Origin of the sequence: Myxococcus sp. AM009 (genome assembly GCF_013372605.1) — a bacterium.
Classification (GTDB): domain Bacteria; phylum Myxococcota; class Myxococcia; order Myxococcales; family Myxococcaceae; genus Myxococcus; species Myxococcus vastator.
On sequence record NZ_JABXEP010000040.1, the window covers coordinates 15,308 to 40,902 of the forward strand.

The 25,595-nt window shown below is 70.8% G+C and carries 15 protein-coding genes; 9 read left to right on the forward strand and 6 right to left on the reverse strand.

Going from position 1 to position 25,595, the window contains the following annotated elements:
• Window positions 1-4: 4 nt before the first annotated feature.
• From HV824_RS12700 to HV824_RS12715, 4 genes are all read left to right on the forward strand, one after another.
• A complete protein-coding gene (locus tag HV824_RS12700) occupies window positions 5-1,306 on the forward strand; it encodes an ABC transporter permease (RefSeq protein ID WP_176418339.1) in 1,302 nt (433 codons plus the stop codon).
• Between the two features lie 4 nt (window positions 1,307-1,310).
• A complete protein-coding gene (locus HV824_RS12705; protein ID WP_176418338.1) occupies window positions 1,311-2,093 on the forward strand; it encodes an outer membrane lipoprotein-sorting protein in 783 nt (260 codons plus the stop codon).
• Window positions 2,090-3,694 (forward strand): hypothetical protein, encoded by a 1,605-nt coding sequence (locus HV824_RS12710; RefSeq protein ID WP_176423377.1) that lies wholly within the window; start codon window positions 2,090-2,092, stop codon window positions 3,692-3,694. The genes HV824_RS12705 and HV824_RS12710 overlap by 4 nt, the downstream gene beginning before the upstream one ends.
• Window positions 3,695-3,875: 181 nt before the next feature.
• A complete protein-coding gene (locus tag HV824_RS12715) occupies window positions 3,876-5,426 on the forward strand; it encodes a hypothetical protein (protein ID WP_176423378.1) in 1,551 nt (516 codons plus the stop codon).
• Here the strand turns inward: HV824_RS12715 and HV824_RS12720 are convergent.
• Entirely contained in the window at window positions 5,416-6,510 is a 1,095-nt protein-coding gene (locus HV824_RS12720; RefSeq protein ID WP_176423379.1) for an EAL domain-containing protein, read from the reverse strand. The genes HV824_RS12715 and HV824_RS12720 overlap by 11 nt on opposite strands.
• Window positions 6,511-6,519: 9 nt before the next feature.
• A complete protein-coding gene (locus HV824_RS12725; RefSeq protein ID WP_255207992.1) occupies window positions 6,520-7,971 on the reverse strand; it encodes an LVIVD repeat-containing protein in 1,452 nt (483 codons plus the stop codon).
• 193 nt (window positions 7,972-8,164) lie between these two features.
• Here HV824_RS12725 and HV824_RS12730 point away from each other — a divergent pair, with 193 nt between their 5' ends.
• Complete coding sequence (locus HV824_RS12730; protein WP_368738051.1) at window positions 8,165-11,869, forward strand: tolB protein precursor protein; 3,705 nt, start codon at window positions 8,165-8,167, stop codon at window positions 11,867-11,869.
• A gap of 7 nt (window positions 11,870-11,876) precedes the next feature.
• Here HV824_RS12730 and HV824_RS12735 read toward each other — a convergent pair whose 3' ends face one another.
• On the reverse strand, window positions 11,877-12,347 hold the full coding sequence (locus HV824_RS12735) for a hypothetical protein (RefSeq protein WP_217917345.1): 471 nt from the start codon (window positions 12,345-12,347) through the stop codon (window positions 11,877-11,879).
• Window positions 12,348-12,638: 291 nt separating this feature from the next.
• Here HV824_RS12735 and HV824_RS12740 point away from each other — a divergent pair, with 291 nt between their 5' ends.
• Window positions 12,639-14,444 carry a CotH kinase family protein gene (locus HV824_RS12740; protein ID WP_217917346.1) on the forward strand — a complete coding sequence of 602 codons (1,806 nt, stop codon included), beginning with the start codon at window positions 12,639-12,641 and terminating at the stop codon, window positions 14,442-14,444.
• A gap of 16 nt (window positions 14,445-14,460) precedes the next feature.
• Here HV824_RS12740 and pbpC read toward each other — a convergent pair whose 3' ends face one another.
• Window positions 14,461-16,830: a penicillin-binding protein 1C gene (pbpC, locus tag HV824_RS12745; RefSeq protein WP_176423382.1), complete on the reverse strand. Its 2,370-nt coding sequence runs from the start codon at window positions 16,828-16,830 to the stop codon at window positions 14,461-14,463.
• Between the two features lie 34 nt (window positions 16,831-16,864).
• Between pbpC and HV824_RS12750 the strand changes: the two genes are divergently transcribed.
• Window positions 16,865-17,548 carry a phospholipase D-like domain-containing protein gene (locus HV824_RS12750; RefSeq protein ID WP_176418330.1) on the forward strand — a complete coding sequence of 228 codons (684 nt, stop codon included), beginning with the start codon at window positions 16,865-16,867 and terminating at the stop codon, window positions 17,546-17,548.
• A gap of 22 nt (window positions 17,549-17,570) precedes the next feature.
• Here the strand turns inward: HV824_RS12750 and HV824_RS12755 are convergent, their stop codons facing one another.
• Window positions 17,571-23,306: an alpha-2-macroglobulin gene (locus HV824_RS12755; protein WP_176423383.1), complete on the reverse strand. Its 5,736-nt coding sequence runs from the start codon at window positions 23,304-23,306 to the stop codon at window positions 17,571-17,573.
• Between the two features lie 267 nt (window positions 23,307-23,573).
• Between HV824_RS12755 and HV824_RS12760 the strand changes: the two genes are divergently transcribed.
• Window positions 23,574-24,296, forward strand: a complete 723-nt coding sequence (locus HV824_RS12760) for an RNA methyltransferase (RefSeq protein ID WP_176418328.1) — start codon at window positions 23,574-23,576, stop codon at window positions 24,294-24,296.
• On the opposite strand, the gene HV824_RS12765 is transcribed toward HV824_RS12760, so the two are convergent.
• Window positions 24,297-24,569, reverse strand: coding sequence for a hypothetical protein (locus HV824_RS12765; protein WP_176418327.1), 273 nt, complete (start codon window positions 24,567-24,569; stop codon window positions 24,297-24,299).
• A 182-nt stretch (window positions 24,570-24,751) separates the two neighbouring features.
• Between HV824_RS12765 and HV824_RS12770 the strand changes: the two genes are divergently transcribed.
• A complete protein-coding gene (locus HV824_RS12770; RefSeq protein WP_176423384.1) occupies window positions 24,752-25,561 on the forward strand; it encodes a pseudouridine synthase in 810 nt (269 codons plus the stop codon).
• Window positions 25,562-25,595 lie beyond the last annotated feature (34 nt).

The window sequence follows — 25,595 nt, forward strand, 5'->3', positions numbered from 1 at the left end:
GAACATGCTCCAGCTCTTCCTCATCGCATTCCGCAACCTCGGCAACCACCGCAAGCGCACCCTGCTGCTGGGCGGCGCCATCGCCAGCGTCACCGCGCTGCTCGTCATCCTCATGGGCCTGTCCACGGGCATGAAGGAGTCGATGCTCCGCTCCGCCACCACGCTGTCCACCGGCCACGTCAACGTGGCGGGCTTCTACAAGGTGACGGCGGGCCAGGCGGCGCCCGTCGTGACGGGCTACCCGGCCATCCTGGAGCAGATCCGCAAGGACGTGCCGGAGCTGGAGTTCGCCGTCCAGCGCGGCCGGGGCTGGCTCAAGCTCGTGAGCGAGACGTCCTCCATGCAGGTGGGCGTGGGCGGCATCGACATCCAGTCCGAGCCGGGCCTCCGCCAGGTGCTGCAGCTTCGCGCGGGCACGCTGGACGGCCTGACCGAGCCCGACACGGTGCTGCTCTTCGAGAAGCAGGCGAAGAAGCTGAACGTCCAGGTGGGTGAGTCCGTGACGCTGGCCGCCCAGACGCTGCGAGGCGCCAGCAACACGGTGGACGCGCGCGTGGTGGCCATCGCGGCGGACATGGGCATGCTGAGCGACTTCGGCATCTTCGTGCCGTCAGGCACGCTGCGCTCGCTGTACCAGTTCAAGAGCGACACCGCGGGCGCGCTGCTGCTCTACCTGAAGGACATCAAACACGTGCCGGCGGTGCAGGCCCGGCTGCGCCAGACGCTGACGGCCGCGGGGCACACGGTGATGGACCATGACCCGCGCGCGTTCTTCATGAAGTTCGAGACCGTCAACCGCGAGGCCTGGACGGGCCAGCGGCTGGACATCACGAACTGGGAGGACGAAATCTCCTTCATCACCTGGACGCTCACCGCGCTCAACAGCCTCACCGGTGTGCTCATCTTCGTGCTGATGGTCATCATCGGCGTGGGCATCATGAACACGCTGTGGATTGCCATCCGGGAGCGCACCCGGGAGATTGGCACCCTGCGCGCCATTGGCATGCAGCGCACGCGCGTGCTGCTGATGTTCGTCTTCGAGGCCCTCCTGCTGGGCACGCTGGGCACGCTGGCGGGCGCCAGCGCGGGGTTGGTGCTGTGCCTGGCCGTCAACGCCATGGCGGTGCATGTCCCGGAGGTGGTGGCGGTGTTCATCATGTCGGACACGTTGAATCTGGCCGTGCACCCGTCGTCCATCCTGGGTGCCATGGCCTTCATCACCGCGTGCACCACCGCCATTTCGCTCATTCCCTCCTTCCTCGCCGCGCGGCTCAAGCCGGTGACGGCGATGCACCACATCGGGTGAACTCATGAGCCTCAAGAACATGCTGTCCGCCGCGGCGCTGGCCGTGTCGCTGCTGGCCGCGCCGGCCGCCCTGGCCCTGGAGCAGGCCGAGCAGGTGAAGCTGCTGGCCACCATCGACGACCGCCAGCGCAACGGCGGCGACTACAAGGCGATGGTGTACCTGGAGCAGAAGGAGAAGGGGAAGGCGGACCTCGTCTACGAGCTGGTCGTCTACCGCCGCGACGAGGACGACAAGCTGATGATGCTCTTCACCAAGCCCAAGGCGGAGGCGGGCAAGGGCTACCTGCGGCTGGACAAGAACCTCTGGAACTACAACCCCAACGTGGGCCGCTGGGAGCGCCGCACCGAGCGCGAGCGCATCGCCGGCACCGACAGCCGCCGCGCGGACTTCGACGAGTCGCGGCTGGCCGAGGAGTATGACCCGTCCTACGAGGGCGAGGCGAAGCTGGGCAAGTACACGGCCCACCTGCTGTCGCTGAAGGTCAAGCCCGGCGTGGATGTGGCCTACCCCGTCCTCAAGCTCTGGGTGGACAAGGCGTCCGGCAACATCCTCAAGCGGGAGGAGTACGCCCTGTCTGGCCGGAAGATGCGCACGGCGCTCTACCCCCGCTGGAAGAAGATGTTCAGCGAGTCAAAGAAGGACGACGTCTGGATTCCTGAGGAGATGCGCATCTACGACGACATCGAGAAGGGCAACTCCACCACCATCCTCGTCAAGACGGTGGACCTGCGCTCGCTGGAAGCCAACCTCTTCACCAAGGCGTGGCTCGAGAGCAAGAGCCGATGACCCCGCGCACTCTCACCCTGGCCGCGGCGCTGTCCGCGGCCCTCACCGGCGCGCCCGCGTGGGCCCAGTCCGAGGAGCGGCCCGACGAGGACGCGCTCTTCGGAGGCGGACAGGAGGAGACGCCCGCGGGCGAGGACTCGGGCCGGCCCGACGAGGATGCCCTCTTCGGCGGTGACGGCTCGGAGCCGACGGCGGACGTGGACCCCGGCACCACCGGAGGCGCCACGGAGCGGCAGCCGCCGCTGACCGAGCCGGCCGGGGACCGGGACGCGGACGTGCTGAACGGCCCGGCGACCCGGAGCGCCTTCGACACCGAGGACGTGCTGGATGATCCGCTGAAGATTGGCGGTCAGTTCTACCTGCGCGGCTTCATGGCGGGCAGTGAGAACACCTCGCTCCGCCAGACGTCCTTCTCCGCCCCCACGCTGGTGGACGGCTACCTCGACGCGCGCCCGTCGGACCGGATCCGTGGCTTCGTCGTGGGGCGCTTGAACTACGACCCCGCCCTGCCGCCCCGGAGTACGCCGGACGCCCCGGCGAACCCGCGCGTGCTGCTGGACCAGGCGTGGCTGCGCTTCGACTTGGAGCACACGGTGTTCTTCACCGTGGGCAAGCAGCACGTGAAGTGGGGCACCGGGCAGATCTGGAACCCCACCGACTTCCTGTCGCCTCAACGCAGGGATCCGCTGGCCTTCGTGGACCTGCGCACGGGCGTGTCCATGCTGAAGGTGCACGTGCCCTGGGAGTCCAAGGGCTGGAACGTGTACGGCATCCTCGTCATGGATGACCTGGGCACGGACGTGGGCGCCATCACCGACCCGAGCGGAAGCCCCACGTCCCAGGCCGGCGGCGGCGACCCGGTCAACCGGCTGGGCCGCCTGGGCGGCGCGCTGCGCGCGGAGGTCCTGCTGGGACCCGCGGAGCTGGGCGCCAGCGCGGTGGCGCAGAACGGACGCAAGCCCCGCTTCGGGCTCGACGTGTCCTCGCCGCTGGGGCCGCTGGATGTCTACGCCGAAGTGGCGCTGAAGGAAGGCACGGACCGGCCGCTGTACCGCATCCCGGAGGGGACGACGCTCGAGGACATCGCGCAGGACGGGGTCCAGGTGGAGGCGTACATTCCATCCGGGCTCACGCCGCAGATGACGGCGGGCGCGACCTACAGCTTCCCCTACGGGGAGAACGACCTGGCCGTGCTGGGCGTGGAGTACTTCTTCAACTCCACGGGCTACACCGGCTCGTTCGGGTATCCGTACCTGCTGCTGAAGGACGCCTTCAACCCGCTCTACCTGGGACGGCACTACGGCGCCGCGTACGTCTTCCTGGACCGGCCGGGGCCGCTGGAGCGGACGTCCTTCAACCTCTTCACCCTGGGCAACCTGTCGGACCGCTCGTTCACCACGCGGCTCAACGTCATGCACCGGGCGCTCACGTATCTCACGGTGGAGGCGTACGGCTCGGTGAACTACGGACGGCGCGGCGGTGAGTTCCGGCTGGCCATTGACGTGCCGGAGGGGCTCGTCGTCGACGGGCAGCCGATTCCGGCCTTCTCCGTGCCCGCGCCGACGTTCCAGCTAGGCGCGGGGCTCCGCATCAGCCTCTGAGGCCATCCAGGCGTCCTGACGTGCCCGAGGGCCGTGCTCCCCTGCTGCTGGGAGCGCGGCCTTCGGTGTCTTCAGGGATTGAGCAGGCAGGTTCGGAGTGCCCGCCCTGCGAGCGGCCCTGCGAGCGCCGCACAGGCGGTTGGGGTGTCCGAGGCCAGACGGATGGACAGATTTCCCCCCCATGCGCCTCTGGATTGCCATCGCTGCTGGGTTGGGCCTCGGCCAGTCGCCGAGCGCGCCGGTCTTGATTCCCCCCGAGGACCCCTCCATCCGGGACCCGGCCGCCGCGGCGCTCCAGGACGCGAACCAGCAGGCGGCGGAAGAGATTGATGGGCTGCGGCCCCCGGCGGGCTACGTCTACGAGCTGCCGGAGGATGCCTCGCGGCTCGACTTCGTGCTGACGCCCGTCCTGCCTGATGGTGCGCCACCGCCGACGACGGGACAGGTCGCCGCCGAGGAGGCCGCGCAGACCTACGAGCCGCTTCCCTCGCCCCTGGAGGCGCTGCAACAGGAGCAGGCCGCGCTGGGTGGGAGCGGACAGCAGACGGTGGATGACGGCACGGCGACGGGCCAGGACACCCCGGGTGGGACGGCGACGGGTGGCTCCGGTGTGGCCGGGCAGCAGGACGTGAGTGGCACTGGCACCGTCGGCCAGCAGGGCGTTGGGACGAGTGGTTCTGGCTACTCTGGTCAGCAGGACCTGAGCGGCACGGGCACGGGCGGCGCTGGTGACGTCGGTCAGCAGGACCTGAGTGGCACGGGCACGGGCGGCGCTGGTGACGTCGGGCAACAGGACCTCAGTGGCACGGGGTCAGGTGGCTCCGGCACCGTGGGCCAGCAGGACCTCAGTGGCACCGGGACCAGCGCTGACAACATGGGCACTGTCGCGCCTCAGGACCTCAGTGGCACCGGCACGAACACCGGCACCATCGGCCAGCAGGACGTGAGCGGAACCGGCACGAGCATCGGCAGCACCGGCACAGGTGGCGGCGGCGGCACATCCAGCGCTCAGACGGCCCCTCCGCAGGGCACCACCACGGACCTGAGCGGCACAGCGCCCTCCCCCGCCCCCGTGACGCCGGCCTTCATCGGCGGCTCCGAGCCCATTGGCCGCTCCGAGCCCATTGGCCGCTCGGAGCCCATCGGCCGCTCCGAGCCCATTGGCACGCCGCCCACCGTGGCGCCCGTGAACAACCAGCCGGGCACCGGCGGCGCGGGCGCACCGGCCACAAACCCGCCGCCGCCCGCGCAGCAGTTGGAGCAACTGCGCGAGCGAATGAAGCAGCTTGAAGCCCAGCTCAACGAGCGCGACGCCGACCTCACCGTGCGCAACCAGGCCGTGCAACTCCAGGTGGACACCTACGGCGACCGTGCGGTCGACGTGGAGCAGGCGCGACAGGACCGGCTGACCCAGATTCAGACCGCCAGCCAGTGGATGCTCGCGGCGGACACGGCGCTGGAGCAGGGAGAGCTGGACGTCGTCAATGCGCTCGACATCGCCGACAACGCCTTCGCCGACTTGCGTGACAGCGCGGAGGAGGACGGCCAGGGGACCGTCGTCGTCCACGCGGAGCGCCTGCGTGCGGCGCTCAATCTCGCCCGCGGCTTCGTCAACAACCGCGACGGCTACAATGCCCGGCTCGCCCTCCAGGAGGCGGGCGCCCAGTTGAGCCTCCTCCGCGCCGCCAACCTGGAGCGGCAGGCCACGGGCAACGTGCTGCTCAATCCGTGAACGACGGCGTCGCCGCCACGGGGGGACTCTGCGGCCGGGCGATGAGATAGCCCTGCACGAAGTCCACCCCGTGCGCGCGGACCCAGCGCAGCTCCTCGTGCGTCTCGATGCCCTCCGCCACCGTGCGGATGCCCAGCGTCCGCGCAATCTCCAGGAGCTTCTCCACGATGGAGCCCTTGTACGGGTCCAGGTGGACGTCACGCACCAGCTCCATGTCCAGCTTGATGATGTCCGGACGCAGTTGGTGGATGAGGTTCAGCGACGAGAAGCCCGCCCCCAGGTCGTCCAGCGCCACCTGGAACCCCGCCTTGCGGTAGAAGTCCACGATGCCGCGCAGATGCTCCGCGTCCGCCGTCTGGTCCGTCTCGATGATTTCAAACACGACACGCTCCGGCGGAATGCCCGCCGAGTGGATGGCCTCCACCGTGGAGCGAAGACAGAACGTGGCGTCGTAGATGGCCGTGGGCGTGAAGTTGATGAAGAGGTGCGTGTCCAGCCCGTGCTTCACCGCCTGCCGGATGGCCGTGGTGCGCGCCGCCAAATCCAACTGGAACAGCAGGTCCGCCTCGCGCGCCGTCTGCATCATCCGTCCGGGCGACACCAGCGCGCCGTCCGGCTCCAGGCCCCGCATCAACGCCTCGTGCGCGAAGATGCGGCCGGTGTCCCGCGCATGGACGATGGGCTGGAAGTGCGTGGTGAGCCGCTCTTGGGAGAGCAGGTCCACCAGCCACCCCGCCCGCGTCCGCGTGACGAGCCGCAGGAGTGAGTCCACCCGGGGATAGTCCCCCAGCCCAGGCTCCGCCTCCCCCGGCATGAACAGCGCCCGGGTGGCCCGCGTCTCCTCCTGCGGGAGCGCGGCCAACAGGTTCGATGCCAGAGGCGACAACGCCGCCTCCGGCACCCGCACCTCGACGCAATGGGCCTCGGCGCGCACCTGGACCTCGTGCCGCGCCTCCCGGAGGAAGGACAGCAGCCGCCCCTGGCTGTGTCCCACCGGGCTCCACAGGAACAGTCGCCCGGCGCCCTCCGTGGTGGGAGGAAGCGTCTGGCACCTGCCGCAGGACCGCGTCGGGGTGTCGCTCATCCAGACAGCCTACTCCGTCGTCTCGCGGAAGATGAGCAGGCCTCGCGAGGAATCCGTCGCATACACGAAACCGTCGCCCGGCACATGCACCTTGCTCAGGCCTTCCAGGAACGCGACGCCGTGGCCCGCGTCCGTCTCCCGCCAGGTGTTGTAGTACCCCACCTGTTGGGGCGAGCCGGGGACGGACACATCCACGATGCGCAGGCCGTCCTGACCATAGGCCAGGTAGACCTTCGTCCCGGCGAACGCCACCGCGCGGATGGACACCTCCGGGCGCATCCGGAACTCCCCCGTCCGGGCCACCGTGGCCGGCGCGCTCACGTCCAGCACGCTCAGGTGCGCGCCCCAGTCCTCGCCCACGTCGAACGCGTAGGGCCGGTCTCCCACCATGCCGACCGCCGTGGCGCGCGACGGGGTGTTGGCGAAGCGGCCCAGCAGCTTCGGGCGCGACGGGGTGGTGACGTCCGAGACGGACATGCCGAAGGACCAGTTGCTCACGTAGAGCCGGCCGCCCATCGCCGCGACGTGCAAGGGCACCTCACCCGCCAGCGGCTCCGCGCCCTCGACGAAGTACCGTGTGAGCTGCTTCGGCTCCGCGGGCGTGGCGACGTCGTAGACGTACACCTCCGAGTTGGGCGCCGGAGACGCCGCGTACAGGACGTCTCCGTCCAGCGCGAGGGAGTTCACCTCCACCACGGACTCGGGGACGGAGCGCAGGCGGACGGGCACCGCCGGGTTGGAGATGTCGAACACGATGACGCCGCTGCGGCGGCTGCCCACGTAGAGCGTGTTCCCGTTCACCAGCGCGTCCGTGAAGAAGTCGTTGGACGGCTCGGACAGGCGGACCTGGCGCGGCTGCGCGGGGTCGCTCAGGTCGAACACGATGAGGCCCTTGGCCCCCGCCGTCACGTAGGCGTGGCCATGGGCCACCGCGACGTTCGTGGCCGTGGCGTCCGTCAGCTTCACCTCGCCGACCAGCGCCACGCCGGAGCGCTCCTCTTCACCCGCGCGGCGGCCCACCCGGACGGCATCGAAGGTGCCCTTCAGGTCCGCCGTCCCGTTGGCGCAGCGCCGGAAGATGCCCGACATCTGCCCGGGCCCGGTCGAGGAGCACCCGGCGGCGGCGAAGCGGATCGTCAAGCCGTTGGCGTCCTGGAACTCGCTGGCCAGGAAGAACGACTCCGGGGTGCTCTGCCGCTCCGTGGCGGCGACGCCCAGCAGCATCTGGGTGTTGCTGCCCCCTCCCGACAACCGCATGGCGGCCGCGGCACCAGAGCCGTCGTTGAGGTTGATATTGAGGTTCCAGATGCCCTCGGGTTGTACGGCCGCGAGGCTTGAAAGCTGGCAGGCCGACACATCGATGGCCTCGACCTGACACTCCGCCTTGGGAGCGGACGGATTGTCATTGCCGCAAGCGGTGGCGAGCGCCAGGGTGCTGGTGAATGCGAGGAGGCGTTTCATGCCCCCCTGCATATCATCCGGCGCCAGCACCCGACGAAACAGCGCGCTCCTCCGGCCTCCAAGGGAGCGATGCCCACCGCCCGTCAAGTAAACGGAAAGAAATCGTCGGGGCGCTTGTATACCCGGGCCGCTGGGAGGCAGCCTCCCAGGCAGGTGTAGTCTTGCCGGTACCCCACCCACAGAGGTGCCTTCAGTGAACCCCCGTCCCCTCGCCGCAGCCCTGCTCGTCCTGCTCTTCCCGGGGCTCGCGCTTGCCCAGTTCTACGTCGTGCCCCGACGGCCCGGGAAGACGGCGGTGAACAGCTACGTCTTCGAGTGGCGACACACGGACATCCTCGTCGGCCCGGGGGCCACGGGTCTGGCGGAGCCTGCCGAGCGGACGGCGCACGAACAACCACCGAAAAGCCCAGGCGGCGCCAACCCGGGCGCGCCCACCACCTCGCCGGACGTGGGCGACACGAAGGCGCCTCCCGCCGGTCCGCCCTCGGAGGCCACGGAGGGCCCATCCGAGCCCCAGTCCCAGACGGGGCTGCCCGGCAGCACGCCGGTGGTGATCGGGGGCGCGACCGACGCGGGCGTACCGCCCTTGACGACGGGTGAAGACGGGGGCGGCCCGGAGCGGGGCCTGGCGGCCTCGGACGCGGGGACGGAGGACGGCGGCGCCCTGGCCGCGGCCGACGCGGGGACGGCGGATGGCGGCGCCCTGGCCACGGCCGATGCGGGGGCGGCGGATGGCGGCTCGCTGGCGGCCGGTGGCACCGACGGCAGCGAGCAGGACGCGGGCGCCACCTACCTGATGGCCAGCGACCCCGATGACGGCGGGACGGTGCTGGGCGGCGGCCAGTCGGTGTTCGCGGGCGCGGACGGTGGGTTCAACTACACCTACGCGAAGTCGCTGGGGGACAAGTCGGGCGGTGTGCGCTTCTACTTCTATGAGCGTGAGCGCATGGTGGCCGAGCGCGCGGCGCCGCTCATCGAGGAGGCCTACCGGTACCTGGTGGACCAGTTCAAGTACGTGCCCACCAAGACCTTCCCCTACATCCTCTACAGCAGCTACCAGGAGTTCCTGCAGACCAACCTCTTCGCCGTGTCCGAGGGCACGCTGGGGCTCACCAGCACCGGCGAGGACCTGAAGCTGACGCTGCCGTACCTGGGTGACCACCGCCTCTTCGAGGAGGTCAGCACGCACGAGCTGGCGCACCAGTTCACCATCCAGAAGGTCCGCACCGTGGCCGAGCAGGCCAAGATGTTCGGCGACCCGCTGCAGGCCATCCCGCTGTGGTTCATTGAAGGCCTCGCCGAGTTCTACGCCAAGCGCGGCATGGACCCGGAAGCGGAGATGCTGGTGCGGGACCTGCTGGTGAACCCGGACCTCTTCAAGGGCTACGCCTTCCTCGACTTCTTCTCCCCCGGGCCCTACGGCTACCTGTGGATCTACAAGGTGGGCCAGGTCCGCGTGTCCTTCCTCGAGGAGGAGTACGGCGCCGGCTTCATCCAGCGCGTGCTGGAGGAGTCGCCGCGGCTGGCGGGTGGCTCGCGCGACTCACCGTCGCTCAAGTTCGAGGAGCTGCTGGAGCGGCTCACCGGTGACAACCCCAAGCGCATCTCCGCGCGGTTCGAGAACTGGCTGAAGCGCCGGGCCTTCAAGACGTACCTGGCATCCGAGCAGTCCGCGCCGTCGCTGGACCTGCTCGACAAGGCGCCTGGCTACACCACCGCCATGGCGTCCTCCCCTTCGGGCAACGTGCTGGGGCTGCGCACCATCGTCCCGGAGACGGGTGAGAGCCGGCTGTACATCATGGACCCGCGCGTGCCGGACAAGACGGTGAAGGTGGTGGGTGACGGCGTGCCGGGCGTGGAGTCGCTGCACCCCATCTCCGGGCGCAGCTTCGCGCTGACCAACGACAAGCTGGCCTTCATCGCCGAAATCACCGGGCGCGACGTCATCTACGTGCAGGACTACACGCACAAGTCGGAGCAGCGCGGCTCGGACGTGCTGGTGCGCCGCAACGCCATCCGGACCGGCATCGACCGGGAGGTGGGCCTGGTGGTCGACCTGAGCCTGGGTGGCCGGACCGCGTACCGCATCGACAGGCACGGGCTGCTCGCGGCGTACTCGCCGGCCTTCTCGCCCGACGGCCGGTGGGTGGCGTTCATCGGCATCAACGACGCGGGTCTGCGGGACATCTACGCCATCGACCTGCAGGCGGGCCCGGACGCCCCGCCGCTGCAGCTCACCGACGACGTGTTCTCCGAGCGCGAGGTGACGTGGGGGCCCTCCGGCGTCATCTTCACGTCGGACGCGACGTCCCACCGCCAGTTCAACCTCTTCCGCGTGCGCCCGGACGCGCCCCGGCAGGTGGAGCGCCTCACCAGCGAAGAGCGGGACCACACGGCCCCGGTGGCCCTGGCGGACGGACGCCTCTTCTTCACCGCCTTCAACAACAGCAGCTCCGATTTGCACGAGCTGACGAAGGACGGCCGCATCGTGCGGCGCACGGACCTGACGACGGGCGTCTTCGAGCCCGGCCCTGGCCCGGACGGCGGCCTGTGGATGCTGTTCCACGTCTCCGGTGAGCGCCGGCCCGCGGTGCTGCGCCCGCCGCGCATGCTGGCGCTGGACGTGCCCGCCGAGCCGCCGCCGGAGCCGCCCAACCCGCTGGCGGTGCGGCCCCTCACGGACGCGCAGAACTACGAGCCCTTCACCCGGCAGAACCTGGAGTTCGGGCCCTTCTTCGGCTTCGCGGGCGCGGGCGGCGGCGGCTTCGTGGGTCAGCTGTTCGCGGCGGCCAGTGACCGCATGAAGGACCACCAGTTCCTGCTCACCCTGGCGGTGTACGGCAGCTTCGACCTGACGGACGGCTACCTGCTCTACGTCAATGACAAGTCGCGCATGACGTGGGGCGGCGGCCTCTTCCAGTCCCTGCGCTTCCGCGTGGACCGCACCTTCGAGGGCGAGGAGGGCTCGCAGAACGCCTTCTTCACGTCGGGTGAGCGCTTCTTCGGCGCGCTCGGCAGCGTGCGCTACCCGCTGAGCACCTTCCTGTTCGTGCAGGGCGACCTGGCCATCGGCGGCACCCGGTACTTCCTGGACGACTACACGGAGTTCGAGCTGTTCTTCCCCGAGCGCAACGCGGCCAACCGGGAGCTGCTGACGGAGTGGAACGCGCGCAACCGCTCCATCCGCTTCCAGACGGAGCTGAGCGGGCAGTTTGGCTATGACAGCCTGAAGTACCACTACGCCACCGGCCCGCTGTCCGGCAGCGCGGCCATGCTGGAGACCACGGTGGGCGTGCAGCCCTTCGACAACCAGGCCTACGGCAACGTGCGCGTGGACGCGGAGCGCTACTTCCCCATCTACGGCCGCGCGAACATCTTCATCCGCGGCGGCCTGGGCACCACGCTGGGAGGCCAGTACGCGCGCTCCTACTTCCTGTCCTCGTTCGACACGCTGCGCGGCGTGAACTTCGGCGACATCCAGTGGCTGCTCGGCCGACACTACGTCTACTCCACTCTGGAGGCGCAGCTGCCGCTCAACGACATCATCCGGGTGGCCTTCCTCAGCGACCTGGAGGCGATTGCCGCCATTGACGCGGGCGGCGTCGGCGAGGGCCGGGATGACCTGTGGAACCACCGCGTGGTGAACGGCGTCGTCGGCTTCAACCTCGCGCTGGGGCCGCTGCTGCTGCGGCTGCACTTCGCCCGGCCGTTCGACGTCGGCGCCGCGGCGGGCCAGCCGGACCCGGGCTGGGTGACGAACTTCTCGCTGGGCATCGCGGGCCTCAACGGCTTCTTCGACCAGGCGAACACCGGGAAGAGCGTCGGCCCGGCGCCGACGCCCATGTCACCGGCCCTGATGCCCTCCCTGGGAGGCGGCTACACCGCGCCGCGCCGCTGAGGCGGCGTCAGGACTGCGCGGCGACGAGGGCGGCGTTGGCTCGGGCCATGGGCCCTCCCTCCATGGGGATGCGCTCGAAGTCGCCGCGCAGCGCCTTGATGGCGAACTTCTCCAGGTCGATTTCCCGGCGGGTGCGCACGCCCAGCACGCGCAGCAGCTCCGACAGCGGGCTGAAGCCGGACAGGCTGTGCTGGAGCAGCATGCCCCCCGCCACCGCGGTGAGCCGCCGCCAGCGGCCGCCGTCCCGCCGGCCCAGCAGCAGGCCCAGCAGGCCCAGGGCGGACGTACCCACGGCGAGGGCGCGGTTGATGTCCCACTCGCGCTCCAGCCGGGCGAGGTAGCGCGTCATCTCCGCGCGGTCCCCCTTCTCCGCCATGTACCGGACGCAGCGCTCCACGTGCTCGTCGATGCGCCGGTTCACCACCAGCGGCGTGTGGACACGGACGGTGTCGGACGACGTCTGGTTCCACGATTCCATATGAGGCCCTCTCTCCCTGAAGCGGCGCGCCCCCTCTTCTCTAGAAGCTAGGACCGCCGCCCCACGCCGTGCACAGCCCACCCGAGGAAAGAGGCCCCGTTCAGCCCGGCCGCCTGCCCCGCCAGGGACCCCTTCGCGTCCCATTCCCTCCAGGGAGGGACAAGCAGCCAGGTTGGGTAATCCGTTTCCCTTGCACGCGACGGCGAGTGCCTGCGCGCCGCCTCGAGCGTTCACTCGCCACCAAAGGGTTGCCCAGGAGGCGGGCACAACCGTTGCTTTGGGCCAGGGGTGATGACTTCTTCTCGATTGCTGCTGTGCCTGCCGCTGCTGAGCCTGTGGGCTTGTGATGGAACCCAGGCGGAGCGGCCCCCGTCCCTCCAGGACCCTCCGGGCGTGGAGAATCCGCGCCTTCCGCCTGGCGAGGAGGAGCCGCCGCCGACGCAGCCACCGCCTCCTGTCGACCCGCCTCCTGTCGACCCGCCGCCGGTGGAGCCGCCCCCCGAGCCGCCGCCGCCCGTGCCGGAGACGGAGCGGCCCTTCGCGATGCCGCCCGCGCAGACGTCGGTGCCGCGGTACGAGCTCATCATCCCCGAAGAGACGATGCGGATGTTCGAGGCGGACCCTTGGACGCCGGAGCAGGACGGCCTCTTCAAGGCGAACGGGACGACGTACCGCGTGCAGGTGCGTCTGCGGGGCGCCTCCGCGCGCTTCTTCCCGAAGAAGAGCTGGAACGTGAGCTTCGAGGACGGCGTGCGCTTCGAGGGGCGGACGTCACTCAACCTCGTGGCCGAGTACGCGGACGCGACGCTGCTGGCGGAGAAGCTGGCCTTCGACCTGCTGGAGGCCATGCGCGTCCCCGCGTCGAAGGGCACGCTGGTGCGGCTCGACGTCAACGGCGTGTACCAGGGCGTGTTCCTGGAAATCGAGCAGGTGAACAAGGCCTTCCTGCGAGCGCACTCCTACGCTGACACGGATGCAACCATCTACCGGTGCGGCTGGAAGGACTGCGAATTCAAGATGGTGAAGGTGCCGTACCAGGGTGACTGGGCGAAGAAGACGAACGAGTCCCAGCCGGACGACAAGCTCTGGGAGATGGTGGGCGCCATCAACCACACGCCCGAGCCCCAGCTCGTCAGCGAACTGGAGAAGCGCTTCGAGCTGGAGCACTACCTGCGCGCCATGGTGATGGACGCGCTGATGTCCAACAACTTCGTGGAGGACTCGGAGAGCTACTTCATCTACGACCGCGCGGTGGCCAGGTGGTCCTACGTCCCGTGGGACCTCAACAACGTGGACTCGCGCTGGTGGTACCCCATCAGCGTGGAGGACATGAGCCAGAGCACCAGCAACATGCGCCACCCGCTGTTCAGCTTCACCCTCACCGACGCCTGGGTGGCGAAGATGTACGAGCAGCGCAAGCTGGAGACGGCCTCGTACCCCGGCTACCTGCCGGTGTTCTCCAACCTGGCCACCCGCGTGGTGATGAACCCCGTGCTGCGCGAGCGGCTGGAGGCGCGGCTGGACAAGGCGATGGAGGAGCTCTTCACCAGCGAAGTCATGGACGCGCACATCGACACGCTGCACGCGCTCATCGACCCGTACATGCGTGACGACCCCTTCATGGACTACGGCCGCTTCTCCGCGGGCCGCGCCTACCTGAAGCGCTACGTGCGCGAGCGCCGCGGCTTCATCTTCAAGGAGCTGGAGCGGCTCGCGGAGCAGCGGCCCACGCTGGTGCTGGAGGCCGTCCACCCGCGCGAGGGCTGGGTGGAGGTGGGCAACCGCACCTCGGCGCCCATCTCCCTGGCGGGCATGGTGCTGACGACGCAGCTGCGCATCAGCCTGGCGCAGAGCCCCAGCCACCTGCCCACCCAGGTGCGCGCGCCCATCGGCGCGGTGCTGCCGGCGCTGACGGTGGCCCCGGGGCAGCGCGTCCGCCTCGACACCGCGCAGCTGGGCATCCAGATGCCCGCCAACGGAGAGATTGGCCTCTTCGACGGGCGCTCCGTGGTGGGCGTGAAGGACCTGCTCTTCTACGGCGACCTGGGCGCGGGCAAGCGCTACGAGCGCGGCGCGAAGGGCTGGGAGGTGCGCTGAGCGCCGCGCGGGTGGTTCAGGGCCGCATGCGGACCTCCAACGTCCGCTTCGCGCTCAGTCCCCGGTCATCGGTGACGAGAATCTCGTGGGAGCCCACGGACGGCGTCCACCACACGCGCTCATCGGCGCGCGCCGTCCCCAGCAGGGCCCCGTCCACGAACCACGTCAGCGCCCGCTCGTGTGAGGCCTCCGCCTCCAGCGGCACCTCCTGTTGCGAGGCCGGGACGCCGGGAATCAGCACGGCCACCTGTCCCGGCGCGGGGGAGACGATGGACGGGGCCGCGCGCGCGCCACCAGGTTCGCAGCCAGGCGCGGCGGCGGGCGGCTCCGGCAGGCGCCGGTGCTGCTCCTCCAGCCAGCGGCGGATGGTGGCCGGCCACGTCACGTACACCCGCGTCTGCGTCTTCCGCCCCGTCCGGCACATGGGGCCCACCGACAGCCCCGTGGCCACGTCCACCTCCACGTGCTGGTGGTACGGGCAGCGCGCCGTGGGCACCGCCGAGCGCCGCGCGTAGACGTGCTTGCGCTGCACGCAGGCGTCCGTCGGCAGGTGCCCCGAATAGGCGCAGACCTCCACCACGGCCAGGTCCTCGGGTGCATTCATGCTCTCGTCCGGCAGGTTGAGGCCGCGCGGGCCCACGCCCTCCAGGATGTCGAACAGCACCGGCCCCGCCGCATCCGCGCCCACCAGGTGCACGCTGGGCGTGTGGTCGAAGTTCCCCAGCCAGACGACCGCCGTGTGCCGGGGCCCCGAGCCCGCCGCCCACGCGTCGCGGTGGCCAAAGCTGGTGCCCGTCTTCCAGTGCACGCGCGCCGGCATGCCCGTCAGCCGCCGGCGCGCCGGGAAGTCTGGCCGGTCCTTCAGCGACAGCGCCCGGCGTGTCAGCCACGCCGCGCCGGGGGACAGCACCTCCACCGGAGCGCCCGCCTTCTCGTCCAAGAGGAGCCGCAGCGGCGGCGCGCGCCCGTCCTCCGCGAGCGCGACGTAGATGCCCGCGAGCTCCAGCGGCGTCAACTCGATGCCGCCCACCGCCGCGGACAGGCCGTAGTAACCGGGCTCCTGTACCAGGCTGGTGACTCCCGCCGCTTGCAGCGCGCCCAGGAAGCGCTCCACGCCCACGCGCTCCAAGAGCCGCACGAAGGGCATGTTGAGCGACTGGGACAGCGCGTACTCCAGGCGCACCAGCCCCTGGAAGCGACCGTCGAAGTTGCGCGGCGCATAGCCGCCGTAGGCCGTGGGCACGTCCGCCACCAGCTGCTCTGGCCCCACCATCCCCAGGTCGATGCCCATGGCATACAGCAGGGGCTTGAGCGCCGAGCCCGGTGAGCGCGGCGTGGCGAAGCCGATAATCTGTCCGCCGTGCTTCGGGTCGAAGAAGTCGAAGTTGCCCACCAGCGCGAGCACCTCCGCCTGCTGCCGGTCCACCACCACCGCCGTCCCGTTGTGGATGCCCCGCGGCGCCAATCCCAGCGCCGCGTCCCGCATCAACCGCTCCACCATCCGCTGCGTGCCGGCCTCCAGCGTGGTGCGCAGCCGGGCCTGCTCCGGGTGCTGCGTGCGCAGCCACACCGCCACGTGCGGCGCCTCGCGGGGGAAGGGCGTCAGGTCCGTGGGCACCGGCGTGTCGCGCACCTCGCGCAGCACCGTCTCCGCTGACACGCGGGCCGCCTCGGGCCCTCGGGGAAGCGCCTCCACGTCCAGCAGCCTGCGCGCCACGCCGTCCCGCGCCGACTTCAGCCGGGACGTGTTCCGCGCCGAGGGGAAGCGCCGGTTCGGGTTCTGCGGCACCGCCAGCAGCGTGGAAATCTCCGCGGGGCTCAGGTTCGCCGCGGTGTGGCCGAAGTACGCCAGCGCGGCGGCCTCCACGCCCTCCACGTTGCGCCCATACGGGACGAACTGGAGATAGGCCGCGAGCACCTCCTGCTTGGACAACCGCACCTCCAGCTGCATCGCCCGGAAGGCCTCGATGACCTTCGACGTGAAGGTGCGGGGCCGCGGCTCCAGCACGCGGACCAGCTGCATCGTCAAGGTCGAGGCGCCCGACACCCGCCGCCCCGTGGACAGGTTGCGCGCCGCCGCGCGCAGCACCGCCAGCGGGTCCACGCCCGGGTGGTGGAAGAAGCGCTTGTCCTCCAGGGCCAGCAGGGCCTGGACATAGTCCGGGTCCACGCGCTCCACCTGCGTGGGGATGCGCCAGCGCTCATCCGGGGCCAGGAAGACATGGGCCGGCGTGCCGTCCCGGTACTCCATCACCACCGACGCGGGCGCGAAGAGACGGGCCGGCAGGGGCACGCGCCAGGCCGCCGCCCACGCGGCCACGGTGAGGCCCAACAGCCCCAGGCCCGCGGGCAACAGCTTCCGGATGATTCGACGGGCACGGCTCATGAGGCGATGAATCCCTGGCATATGCTACGCGCCGATGAATGCCTTTGAAATCGACGCCATCCTGACGTCCATCCTCGACGACCGGCGGCTCACACCCACCGAGCGGCAGGCATTGCAGGCCGTCCTGGCGGAGCGGCGGGCAGGCGAGGCCCTGCTCACCCTCTTCCGCTCCCGGGCCTTCGCCCTGGCGCGCGCGTCGATGAAGGACGCGCGCTCCCGGGAGGTCATCTCCTGGCTGGAGGAGACGGTGCAGGCGCTGCACGCGCCCACGCCCAAGGAGACCTCGCGCATGGAGGCGCACTTCTCTCCGGGCGAGGGCCCGCTCAACGCCATCGTCCAGCAACTCCAGTCGGCGCGCGGCTCCATCGACGTCTGCGTCTTCACTGTGACGGATGACCGCATCACCCGCGCGCTGCTGGAGGCCCACCGTCGCGGCGTGCGGGTACGAATCGTGAGTGACGATGACAAGGCCATGGACCCGGGCTCCGACATGGAGCGGCTGGGGGACGCCGGCATCCCCGTCCGCCTGGACAGGACATCCGCACACATGCACCACAAGTTCGCCGTGTTCGACCGGCTGCGGCTGGTGACGGGCAGCTACAACTGGACGCGCTCGGCCGCCGAGCACAACCACGAGAACGTCCTGGTGTCCGATGACGCGCGGCTGGTGCAGCCCTTCAGCCGCGCGTTCGACGCGCTGTGGGAGACGCTCGGCTAGGAGCGTCTCCCCACGCCGCGCGCTACAGCAGGTTGTCCTTCCACGGCCCGGACACCTGAATCGTCCGCCCCGGCTCACGCGCCCACAGGCGCGGGTCATACATGGCCTCCGCCTCCGCCGACGGCAGCGTGAAGGCGCCCGCCGTCACCGCGCGCACCGCGTAGACGACCTTCTTCGACTCGCGAGGCCCCAGGCTGCCGAACACCTCCATCCGGTCATCGCGGATGTTCACGTAGTCCGCGGACCACAGAGACGCCGGGTCCACCCAGTCGGTGGCGCCCCCCCGGCCCAGGCGCGCGTTCTCGATTTCCCAGCCCGCCGGCAGCCGGTCCACCAGGGCGATGTTCTGCACGCGCTCGGCCGTAGTGTTGCGGAGTTCCAGCTCCACGTAGACGAGGTCCGCCAGCGCCACCGGGGCCTGCCCCATGGCCAGCACCGTGCCGTCCAGCTTGCGCCAGGTGCGGGTGAGCGCCAGGCCGTCGCCGCCCGTGCGGGGCTTGCTGTCCGAGCGCACGCCCTCGCTGCTGAGCACGAGGTACAGCCGCCCCTCGTCCTTGGACGTCACCTCCAACTGGAGCCCCTGCCGCTCGCTGGCGCGGGCCAGCGCCCACGTCCGGTCCGACGCGCGCACCGTCTTGTCCTGCACCGGCGTCAGCACCTTGCCGTCCGCCTTGAGCACCGGCGCGGAGAACTGGGTGGACGTGCCCTGCAGCCGCTTGCCCAGGCCGGTGATGCCCCACACCAGCTCCTGCGTCGTGTACCAGCTGCTGTGGTGCGCCTGGAGGGACTCGGCCACCATGCGCGCCAGCGGCTCGCCCGCCGCGTCCTTGCCGAACAGGTCCTGGAAGGTGCTCAGCATGAAGCCGCGGCGGCGCCGGTCCGAATAGAAGGACCAGTTGTTCTTCCGCTCGTCGGTGACAGGCGACAGGTCGGGGCTGCGCAGCTCCTTCTCGTAGCGCCGGTCGCCCGCCAGCCACAGCGAGGCCTTGAGCATGTAGTCCCGCTCCTGCTCCTCGCCCGTGAGCGCCTTCTGCTGCGCCTGCTTCGCCAGCGCGTCCACCATCTTCTGCACGCGCGCCTTGCGGCCCTTGCCGGCCACGGAGAGGACGTAGTGCATGTAGGCCTCAGCGCTGTCCGTGTACATGGCGTCGCGGCCCTGGCGACCCTCGAGCTTGTTCAGCTCTGTGGACATCCACGTCAGGGCGTCATCCAGCCGGTCCTGCGGCACGGGGTACTTCAGCTTCTGCGCGTCCAGCAGCATGTGCGTGGCGTACGCCGAGCCCCAGCCCACCGGCTCCGTGGCGCCCGGCCAGTAGCCGAAGCCGCCCGACGGCGTCTGCATGGACAGGACGCGGTTGATGCCCGCCAGCACCATGTCTCCCACGGACGCGCCCTGGGTCAGCGTGGGGTCCACGTCATTGACCAGCTCGGACACGTACAGCAGCGGCCGAGTGGAGGACGTCGTCTGCTCCACGCAGCCGTAGGGGTATTGCACCAGGTACGAGAGGTGCTGCAGTGAGCGCGCATACGGGTTGGCCGTCACCCACAGGGTGGAGCGCTCCGTCGTGGGCACCCAGCCCTGGAGGTACTGAGAGACGTCCGTCGTCCCCTGCGCCAGCTCAAGCTGCTGCACCTGGCGCTCGCGCGGGCCCGCCGGAGACAGCGGCACGTCCAGCGACTCCCGCGAGGTGTGGCCGCCGCCCTCCACCGTCACCGACAGCCGCGCCGCGCCCACCGCCTGCACCGCGCGGGCCTGGAAGACGAAGGTGTGGGACTTGCCGTCCGCTACCCGCGCCGTGCCCTCGCTCTTGCCCAGGAGCTGAAGCGGTGACGTGGCCACCGCGGGCATCACCAGCCCCGGCACCGGCAGCGACTCCGCGTGGAGCGTCACCTTCACGTCCTGCGCCTTGCCGGACAGGTTGGTGACGAAGACGGGCACCTGGATTTCGTCGTGCTGCGTGAGGAAGCGCGGCAGCGTCGTCTGGAGCACCAGCGGATCGCGCACCAGCACCTGGGCGCTGGCGCGGCCGATGCGCTGTGGGCCCGCCGTCACCGCCATCACCCGCACCGCGCCGCGGTACTGGGGCAGCTTGAAGGGCACGCGCAGCTTGCCGTTGGCCGGCACCGGCAGCAGGCCGCTCCACAGCGCCACCGGCTTGACGGGTTGCACGCGGCCGTCCGCGCCGCCCTCGCCGTCACCGCCCGTGGAGCGGGACGCGCCCCCCGGCGGCACCAGCAGCGTCCAGCCCAGCGTCTCGTAGGTCTCCACGCCCAGCGCCCGCCGGGAGAAGAGCTGCTTGAGCGGGTCCGGGCTCTGGAAGCGCGTGAGGGAGAGGATGCCCTCGTCCACCACCGCGATGGTGGCGAAGGTGGGGCCTTCCTGCGGGCCCAGCTCCAGGTCCACCGTGAAGGTGTCGTTGGAGCGCACCTCCTTGGGCACGTTCATCGTCACCGCCTGCGTGTACGCCACCGGCTCCAGCGTGACGCTGCCCACGCCGAAGGCGCGGTCCGGCATGAAGGCCTCGGCGGACTCCAGGTGCGGGTCCTTCACCAGGAAGGCGCTCACGTACACGTTGGGCGCGAAGGCGGACGGCGTGAAGCTCCACGACACCTCGCCGGGCTCCACCGCCACCCATTGGGAGGCGAGCACGCGGTCCGTCTCCGCGGTGAAGAGCACGCGGCCCTTGTAGGGCGACTTCAGCTTCACGGTGATGGCCTGCCCCACGCGCCCCTTCGCCGGCAGCGCCAGGTCCAGCGAGGTGGGCTTGAGCGGGCGCGGCGTCTGGTCCACGCGCGAGCCCTCGCCCCACCAGTAGTACCGGCCCTCCCCCTCCAGCTCCAGGTCCGTCTGGGCCCCGCCCGAGCGCACGCGCACGATGTAGCCCGCGGCGTTCGCGCCCGGCGTCACGTCCAGCGAGAAGCGGCCGTCCTTCACCGTCACCGTGGAGCGGCCCTCGCGCACCGGGCGCAGGTAGCGCTGGTAGCGCTCGTAGCCCTCGTCCTCGTCGTAGAAGGAGCCGTACTCCTCCTCCAGGCGCAGGAACTCCACGTCCACCGACTTGGGCGCCTTGTCCGCGGCGGCCAGCAGCTTGCCGTCCCAGTCCACCACCACGCCCTTCACCGTGAAGGGCTTGCCGGCCTTGACCTTGTCCGTGCTGCCCTGGAGGCCCACGTAGTACGCCTCCGGGTGCACGGGCACCGTCACGCTGCCCAGGGTGGAGCGGCCGCTGCCCGACTCGAAGACGCTGGCCAGCGCGCTCAGCGCCCCGGCGCCCCGCAGGGCCCCCATGGCGCCCTGCGCCGGGCAACGAAGGACGGCCTGTCCCTTCGCGTCCAGCGTGCCCTGCACCTGTCCCAGCGTGACGGGGCGGGGCTCGCTGCCGTCCTGGCGCCACAGCCCGTAGGCGTACTGCGCGTTCTCCTTCGGCTTGAAGGCGGACGGAATCAGCCGGCACGTCAGCTCCACCGGGCTGCCCTCCGCCGAGCCACCGAAGAGGTACGCGGCCTCCACGCCCACCGGGACTTCCTCGCCCTGGAGGTAGCCGGCCTGCGAGGTGCGCGCCTCCACCTTCATGCGCTCCGGGACGAACTCCTCCACGCTGATGCTGTAGATGGCCACGTCGCGGTCCGCCACCTTCAACACCACGCGGTAGCTGCCCGTGTCCTGGAACGCCTCGAAGGGCAGGTCCAGCGTCACCAGGCCCGCCTCGTTCGTCTTCAGCGACACCTTCTTCAGCTCGCGCTCGCGCGGGTCCACGACCACCAGCTCCACCGGCATGCCCGTCGGCGGCGCCTTGTCGTCCTGCCCCCGCAGCACCGCGGCGAGGTGCGCCGTGTCGCCCGGGCGGTATACGCCCCGGTCCGACCACACCGACGCGCGGTAGGCCTTCTCGGAACGGTAGGGCTCGCCATGCACGTCCGCGTTGGCGATCTCCGTCTTCAGCTCGCTGTACTTGAGGTACGTCAGCTCCTCGCCGTCACGGGCGATGAGCGCGAAGGGCGCGCTGTCGTCGATGCCGGGCGCGGGCACCTGCAGCCGGCAGCCATCCGCCGCCACCGTGGTGCAGCGGGCCACCGACTCGCCGCTCTTCTTCACCAGGGAGACCTCCACGCCCGACAGCGGCTCGGTGCTCTCGATGCCCAGCGCCCACACCCAGACCTCGCCGGCGCCGTTGGAGCCCGGCTCGGACGCACCGCGCTTGGCCACCAGGCTCAGGTTGGTGAGGAGGATGCGGCTGGCCGCCGCGTGGTGGCTCTGCCTCGCGGTGATTTCCACCAGGCCCTTCGTGTTCGCCGGCACCAGGCTGGCTACGTCCACGTAGGTGGTCGTCAGCGTGTCCGGGGCCGACTTGAGCGCCAGCGTGCGCTTCGCCACCACGTTGGAGGTGCGCTCGTCCGCGCGCTCGCGGTGGTCGTCGCTCATCCAGAAGACGAGGTTCTCCGGCGGCACGTTGCGGACGGTGAGCTCCACCGAGTCCAGGTTGAGGTGCTGCAGCGGCAGGTTGCGCCACGCGCCTCGCGGCAGGTAACGGCCGGTGGTGGCGAAGGACAGCTGCGGCGAGCGCGCGGGGACGGCGAAGGCGTCCTCGTAGGTGGCCAGCAACATGCCGCCGCCCATCGAGCTCGTGCCCGCGTCGATGCGCAGCGCGTAGGAGCCGCGCTTGAAGTCACCGAAGACGCGGAAGCCTCGGCGCGACGGCGCGACCGAGACCTTGACGGCGGGCGTCAGGTGGATGGCCTCCGCGGCGACGCCGTCATCCAGCGTGCAGCCCTTGTTGCGGTGGTCCCAGTAGTACGGGTCATACCCATCCGTCTCGCGCGGAGAGGGCGGCGCGGCGCCGTCCACGTCCCGGCAGCTCACCTCGAGGTAGAACCCGGTGCTGCCCTGCTCCACGGAGACGCGGGTGATGTCCATGCGCTTGCCGGCGCGCAGCTCGAACGCGCCGCGCGCGGCGGGGGCCGTGGCCTTCGCCTGCGACGCGGCGGGCAGCCCCGCCTGGAGGCTGAAGTCCACCGTGCGGCCCTGCTTGAGCAGCCCGCCGGAGAGCTGCGCGCTGACGACGTTGCGCGTGGTCGGCAGGGTGCGCCACTTCACGTCGCCCACCACCTGCCCGCCCACCCGGAAGCTCGCCCGCGAGCGCAGGGCGGCGACGTCCACGGGGCCGGAGAAGACGGCCTCCACCTCCACGCGGCCCTTCACCGTGTCGAGCTGGCGCGGCACCATCCGGACGAACTGGAAGGGCGGCGTGGTGAACGCATGGGACCAGTCCCCTGCCGCGGGCGGCTTCACCACGCCCGAGTCCAACCCCACCGACGACACCGAGACGACGTACTTCGTGTCGAAGGCGAAGCCCGCGCCCGACGGCTTGAACGTCAGCGTGGACAGGGAGGACCAGGAGAGGTTGCCCGGTACGTCCGGGGTGATGGTGACGACGGTGTCCTTCGTCACCGAGCCGTCGTTGGGGCGCACCTCCCGCGGGAACTCAATGACGAGCTCCTCCGGCAGCACGTCACCGGTGGAGACCGCGCGGATGACGGGCGTCAGCGCCTCCGGCGAGGGGGGCGCCAGCGCCACGGCCGTCCCCGAGTCCGCGGGCTGCGCGGCGATGGGCGCCTGGGGCGGCGTCGCGGGCGTCTCCGTGGACTCCTGTTCCTTCTTGCAGCCTGCGAGCGTGGCGCTCACCAACATGGCCGCGAGGAGCCAGCGCGAGCGCTTCGCCCACGGTGGCTGCTGCGTGACGACGGACTGCGAACCCATGATTCCTCCAGAAGATGACGCGTGTTCTTCACGCGGCGTGCCGGAACCGGGCGCGCCAGGGAAGAGAGGGCTGTGGTCAGGCGCCCGCGGTTCTGACGCGTCCCCCGCGCGTCAGCGGACCCGCAGGGTGTCCAGGGTGCCACACCGGCCGTGGCCCCTGGGCGCCTGCGAAGGCTTTCAAGGCCCCCAGGCTATCGGAGTCCGCGGCGCAGCGGGACCTCCATCCGCGGTCATCGCGACGCGAGAAGGCGCTAAGGTGCCCCGCGCATGGTGCTGCCCGTCCGATTCGTCCTCATGCGCCCCCGCAACGCGGAGAACCTGGGCGCCGCCGCCCGGGCCCTGAAGAACTGCGGCCTGTCCGACTGGGTCTGGGTCCGCCCGGAGGTGGAGGACCTGGAGCCGGCGCGGAGGCTCGCCGTCCACGCCGGGGACGTGCTGGACGCGGCGCGGCGCGCGGACACGCTGGAAGCGGCCGTGGCGGACTGTGTCTGGGTGGTGGGGACCAGTTCGCGCAAGGTCGAAGGCAAGCGCCGGCTTCCTCCACGCGCGGTGGGCGAGGAGCTGGTGGCCCGGGCGCCCCAGGGGCCCGTGGCGCTCGTCTTCGGGGATGAGCGCAGCGGGCTCACCAACGCGGAGGTGGAGCGCGTGCATGACTTGTCCGCCGTGCCGACCGCGCCCGAGCAGCCCTCCATCAACCTGGCGCAGGCCGTGCTGCTGTACGCCTACGAGGTCCGCGTGGCGATGCTGGAGGCCGCCGCCACGCCGCCCGGCCCGCTGCCCGCGGCGGCCACGGACGTGGAGCTCGCGCAGGTGGAGTCCACGCTGGAGTCCGTCCTCACGACGGGAGGCTTCCTGGTGGACGCCCAGCCGGGCCGCACGGCGGTGCGGGACTTGTTCGCGCCGCTGCGGCGCTCACGGCTGACGCGGAAGGAGGCCCGCTTGTGGCTTGCCGCGCTGCACAGCCTGCGCAAGCGGCAGCCCGCGCGCTGACTAGACAGAGCGTGGCTTCTGGGGAATTCCCGTCCCCTTCCCCACGCCAATCCCGCCGGGCCCGGAGGTCGGCGGCCCCTTGCGCCCCGCCATGCGCATGGCGCTCCAGGCGAAGGCCGCGGCGACCACCACCAGCAGCAGGACCCACAGCCAGGTGGACGAGGAAGGGCCCGTCGTGGGCTCCCGGCCGATGGGCAGGGGCGCCTGCGCCTGTGACTGGGCGAGCGCGAGAACGGGGACCAGGAGCGTCAGGTATGGAATCCGGGTGCGCATGACGGGAAGGTGTCCACCGACGCACGTCCCCGCCCGTACTCCCAGAGGGCCACGCCGGCCGCGCGGGCACTGACTGGCCGGCCGGGCGCCCCCCCACAAGCCGGCTCCAGCGCGCCGGGGTTCCATGGGCCTCCACAACTCCCGCTCCCGCCCCAGGCCGGGCCGGGTACAGTGCCGCGCCCATGCCTCGCAAGCCCGACAAGCCGAAGCCGCCGCCACAGCAACACAAACGCTGGGAGGGCAAGGAGAAGCCGGACTGGCTGTCGCGCGCGCTGGCCCGCGCGGGCGTCTTTCCCCAGAAGGAAGCGGAGGACGCCATCCGCGCGGGCCGCGTCAGCATCAACGGCCGCGTGGCGAAGATGGCCCTGGCGCCCGTGCCGCCGGGCGCCACCGTGAAGGTGGACGGCCACGTCGTGCCCCTAGAGGCCCCGTCCACGCGGGTGCTGGCCTTCCACAAGCCCGCGGGGCTGCTGTCCTCCACGGAGCGGCAGCACCGCACCGGCACCGTCTTCGAGGCGCTGCTGCCCCAGCTCCCGCCGGAGCTGGCCGGCTACACGTGGCACGCCGTGGGCCGCCTGGACGTGGACTCCACGGGCCTGCTGCTCTTCACCAACGACGACAAGCTGGTGGCCCACGCCACGTCCCCGGACACGCGCCTGCCCAAGCGCTACGTGGCCACCGTCTTCAGCACCGCGGATGACGACAAGGTGGAGCCCCTGCGCCGGGGCATGACGTTGGATGACGGCCTCGCCCGCCCCGCGAAGGTGAGCGTGCGGGACGAGCACACGGTGGAGGTGACGCTCACGGAGGGCCGGCACCACCAGGTGAAGCGGATGCTCGGCGCCGTGGGCCTGCCCGTGCGCGCGCTGCACCGCGAGGCCGTGGGCGGCGTGGACCTGGAGGGCATCCCCGAAGGCACCTTCCGGCTGCTGACGGACGACGAGGTCCGCGAGGGGCTCCGCTACGAAGGGCGCGCGCCCTCGGTCCCCTAGCCGCTTGCATTGGCTTCAAACGACCGGCCCGGTC

Excerpts from the sequence above, each read along its gene's own strand:
- HV824_RS12700 (WP_176418339.1), top strand. The coding sequence starts at position 5 with ATGCTCCAGCTCTTCCTCATCGCATTCCGCAACCTCGGCAACCACCGC.
- HV824_RS12705 (WP_176418338.1), top strand. The coding sequence starts at position 1,311 with ATGAGCCTCAAGAACATGCTGTCCGCCGCGGCGCTGGCCGTGTCGCTG.
- HV824_RS12710 (WP_176423377.1), top strand. The coding sequence starts at position 2,090 with ATGACCCCGCGCACTCTCACCCTGGCCGCGGCGCTGTCCGCGGCCCTC.
- HV824_RS12715 (WP_176423378.1), top strand. The coding sequence starts at position 3,876 with ATGCGCCTCTGGATTGCCATCGCTGCTGGGTTGGGCCTCGGCCAGTCG.
- HV824_RS12720 (WP_176423379.1), bottom strand. The coding sequence starts at position 6,510 with ATGAGCGACACCCCGACGCGGTCCTGCGGCAGGTGCCAGACGCTTCCT.
- HV824_RS12725 (WP_255207992.1), bottom strand. The coding sequence starts at position 7,971 with ATGAAACGCCTCCTCGCATTCACCAGCACCCTGGCGCTCGCCACCGCT.
- HV824_RS12735 (WP_217917345.1), bottom strand. The coding sequence starts at position 12,347 with ATGGAATCGTGGAACCAGACGTCGTCCGACACCGTCCGTGTCCACACG.
- HV824_RS12740 (WP_217917346.1), top strand. The coding sequence starts at position 12,639 with ATGACTTCTTCTCGATTGCTGCTGTGCCTGCCGCTGCTGAGCCTGTGG.
- pbpC (WP_176423382.1), bottom strand. The coding sequence starts at position 16,830 with ATGAGCCGTGCCCGTCGAATCATCCGGAAGCTGTTGCCCGCGGGCCTG.
- HV824_RS12750 (WP_176418330.1), top strand. The coding sequence starts at position 16,865 with ATGAATGCCTTTGAAATCGACGCCATCCTGACGTCCATCCTCGACGAC.
- HV824_RS12755 (WP_176423383.1), bottom strand. The coding sequence starts at position 23,306 with ATGGGTTCGCAGTCCGTCGTCACGCAGCAGCCACCGTGGGCGAAGCGC.
- HV824_RS12760 (WP_176418328.1), top strand. The coding sequence starts at position 23,574 with ATGGTGCTGCCCGTCCGATTCGTCCTCATGCGCCCCCGCAACGCGGAG.
- HV824_RS12765 (WP_176418327.1), bottom strand. The coding sequence starts at position 24,569 with ATGCGCACCCGGATTCCATACCTGACGCTCCTGGTCCCCGTTCTCGCG.
- HV824_RS12770 (WP_176423384.1), top strand. The coding sequence starts at position 24,752 with ATGCCTCGCAAGCCCGACAAGCCGAAGCCGCCGCCACAGCAACACAAA.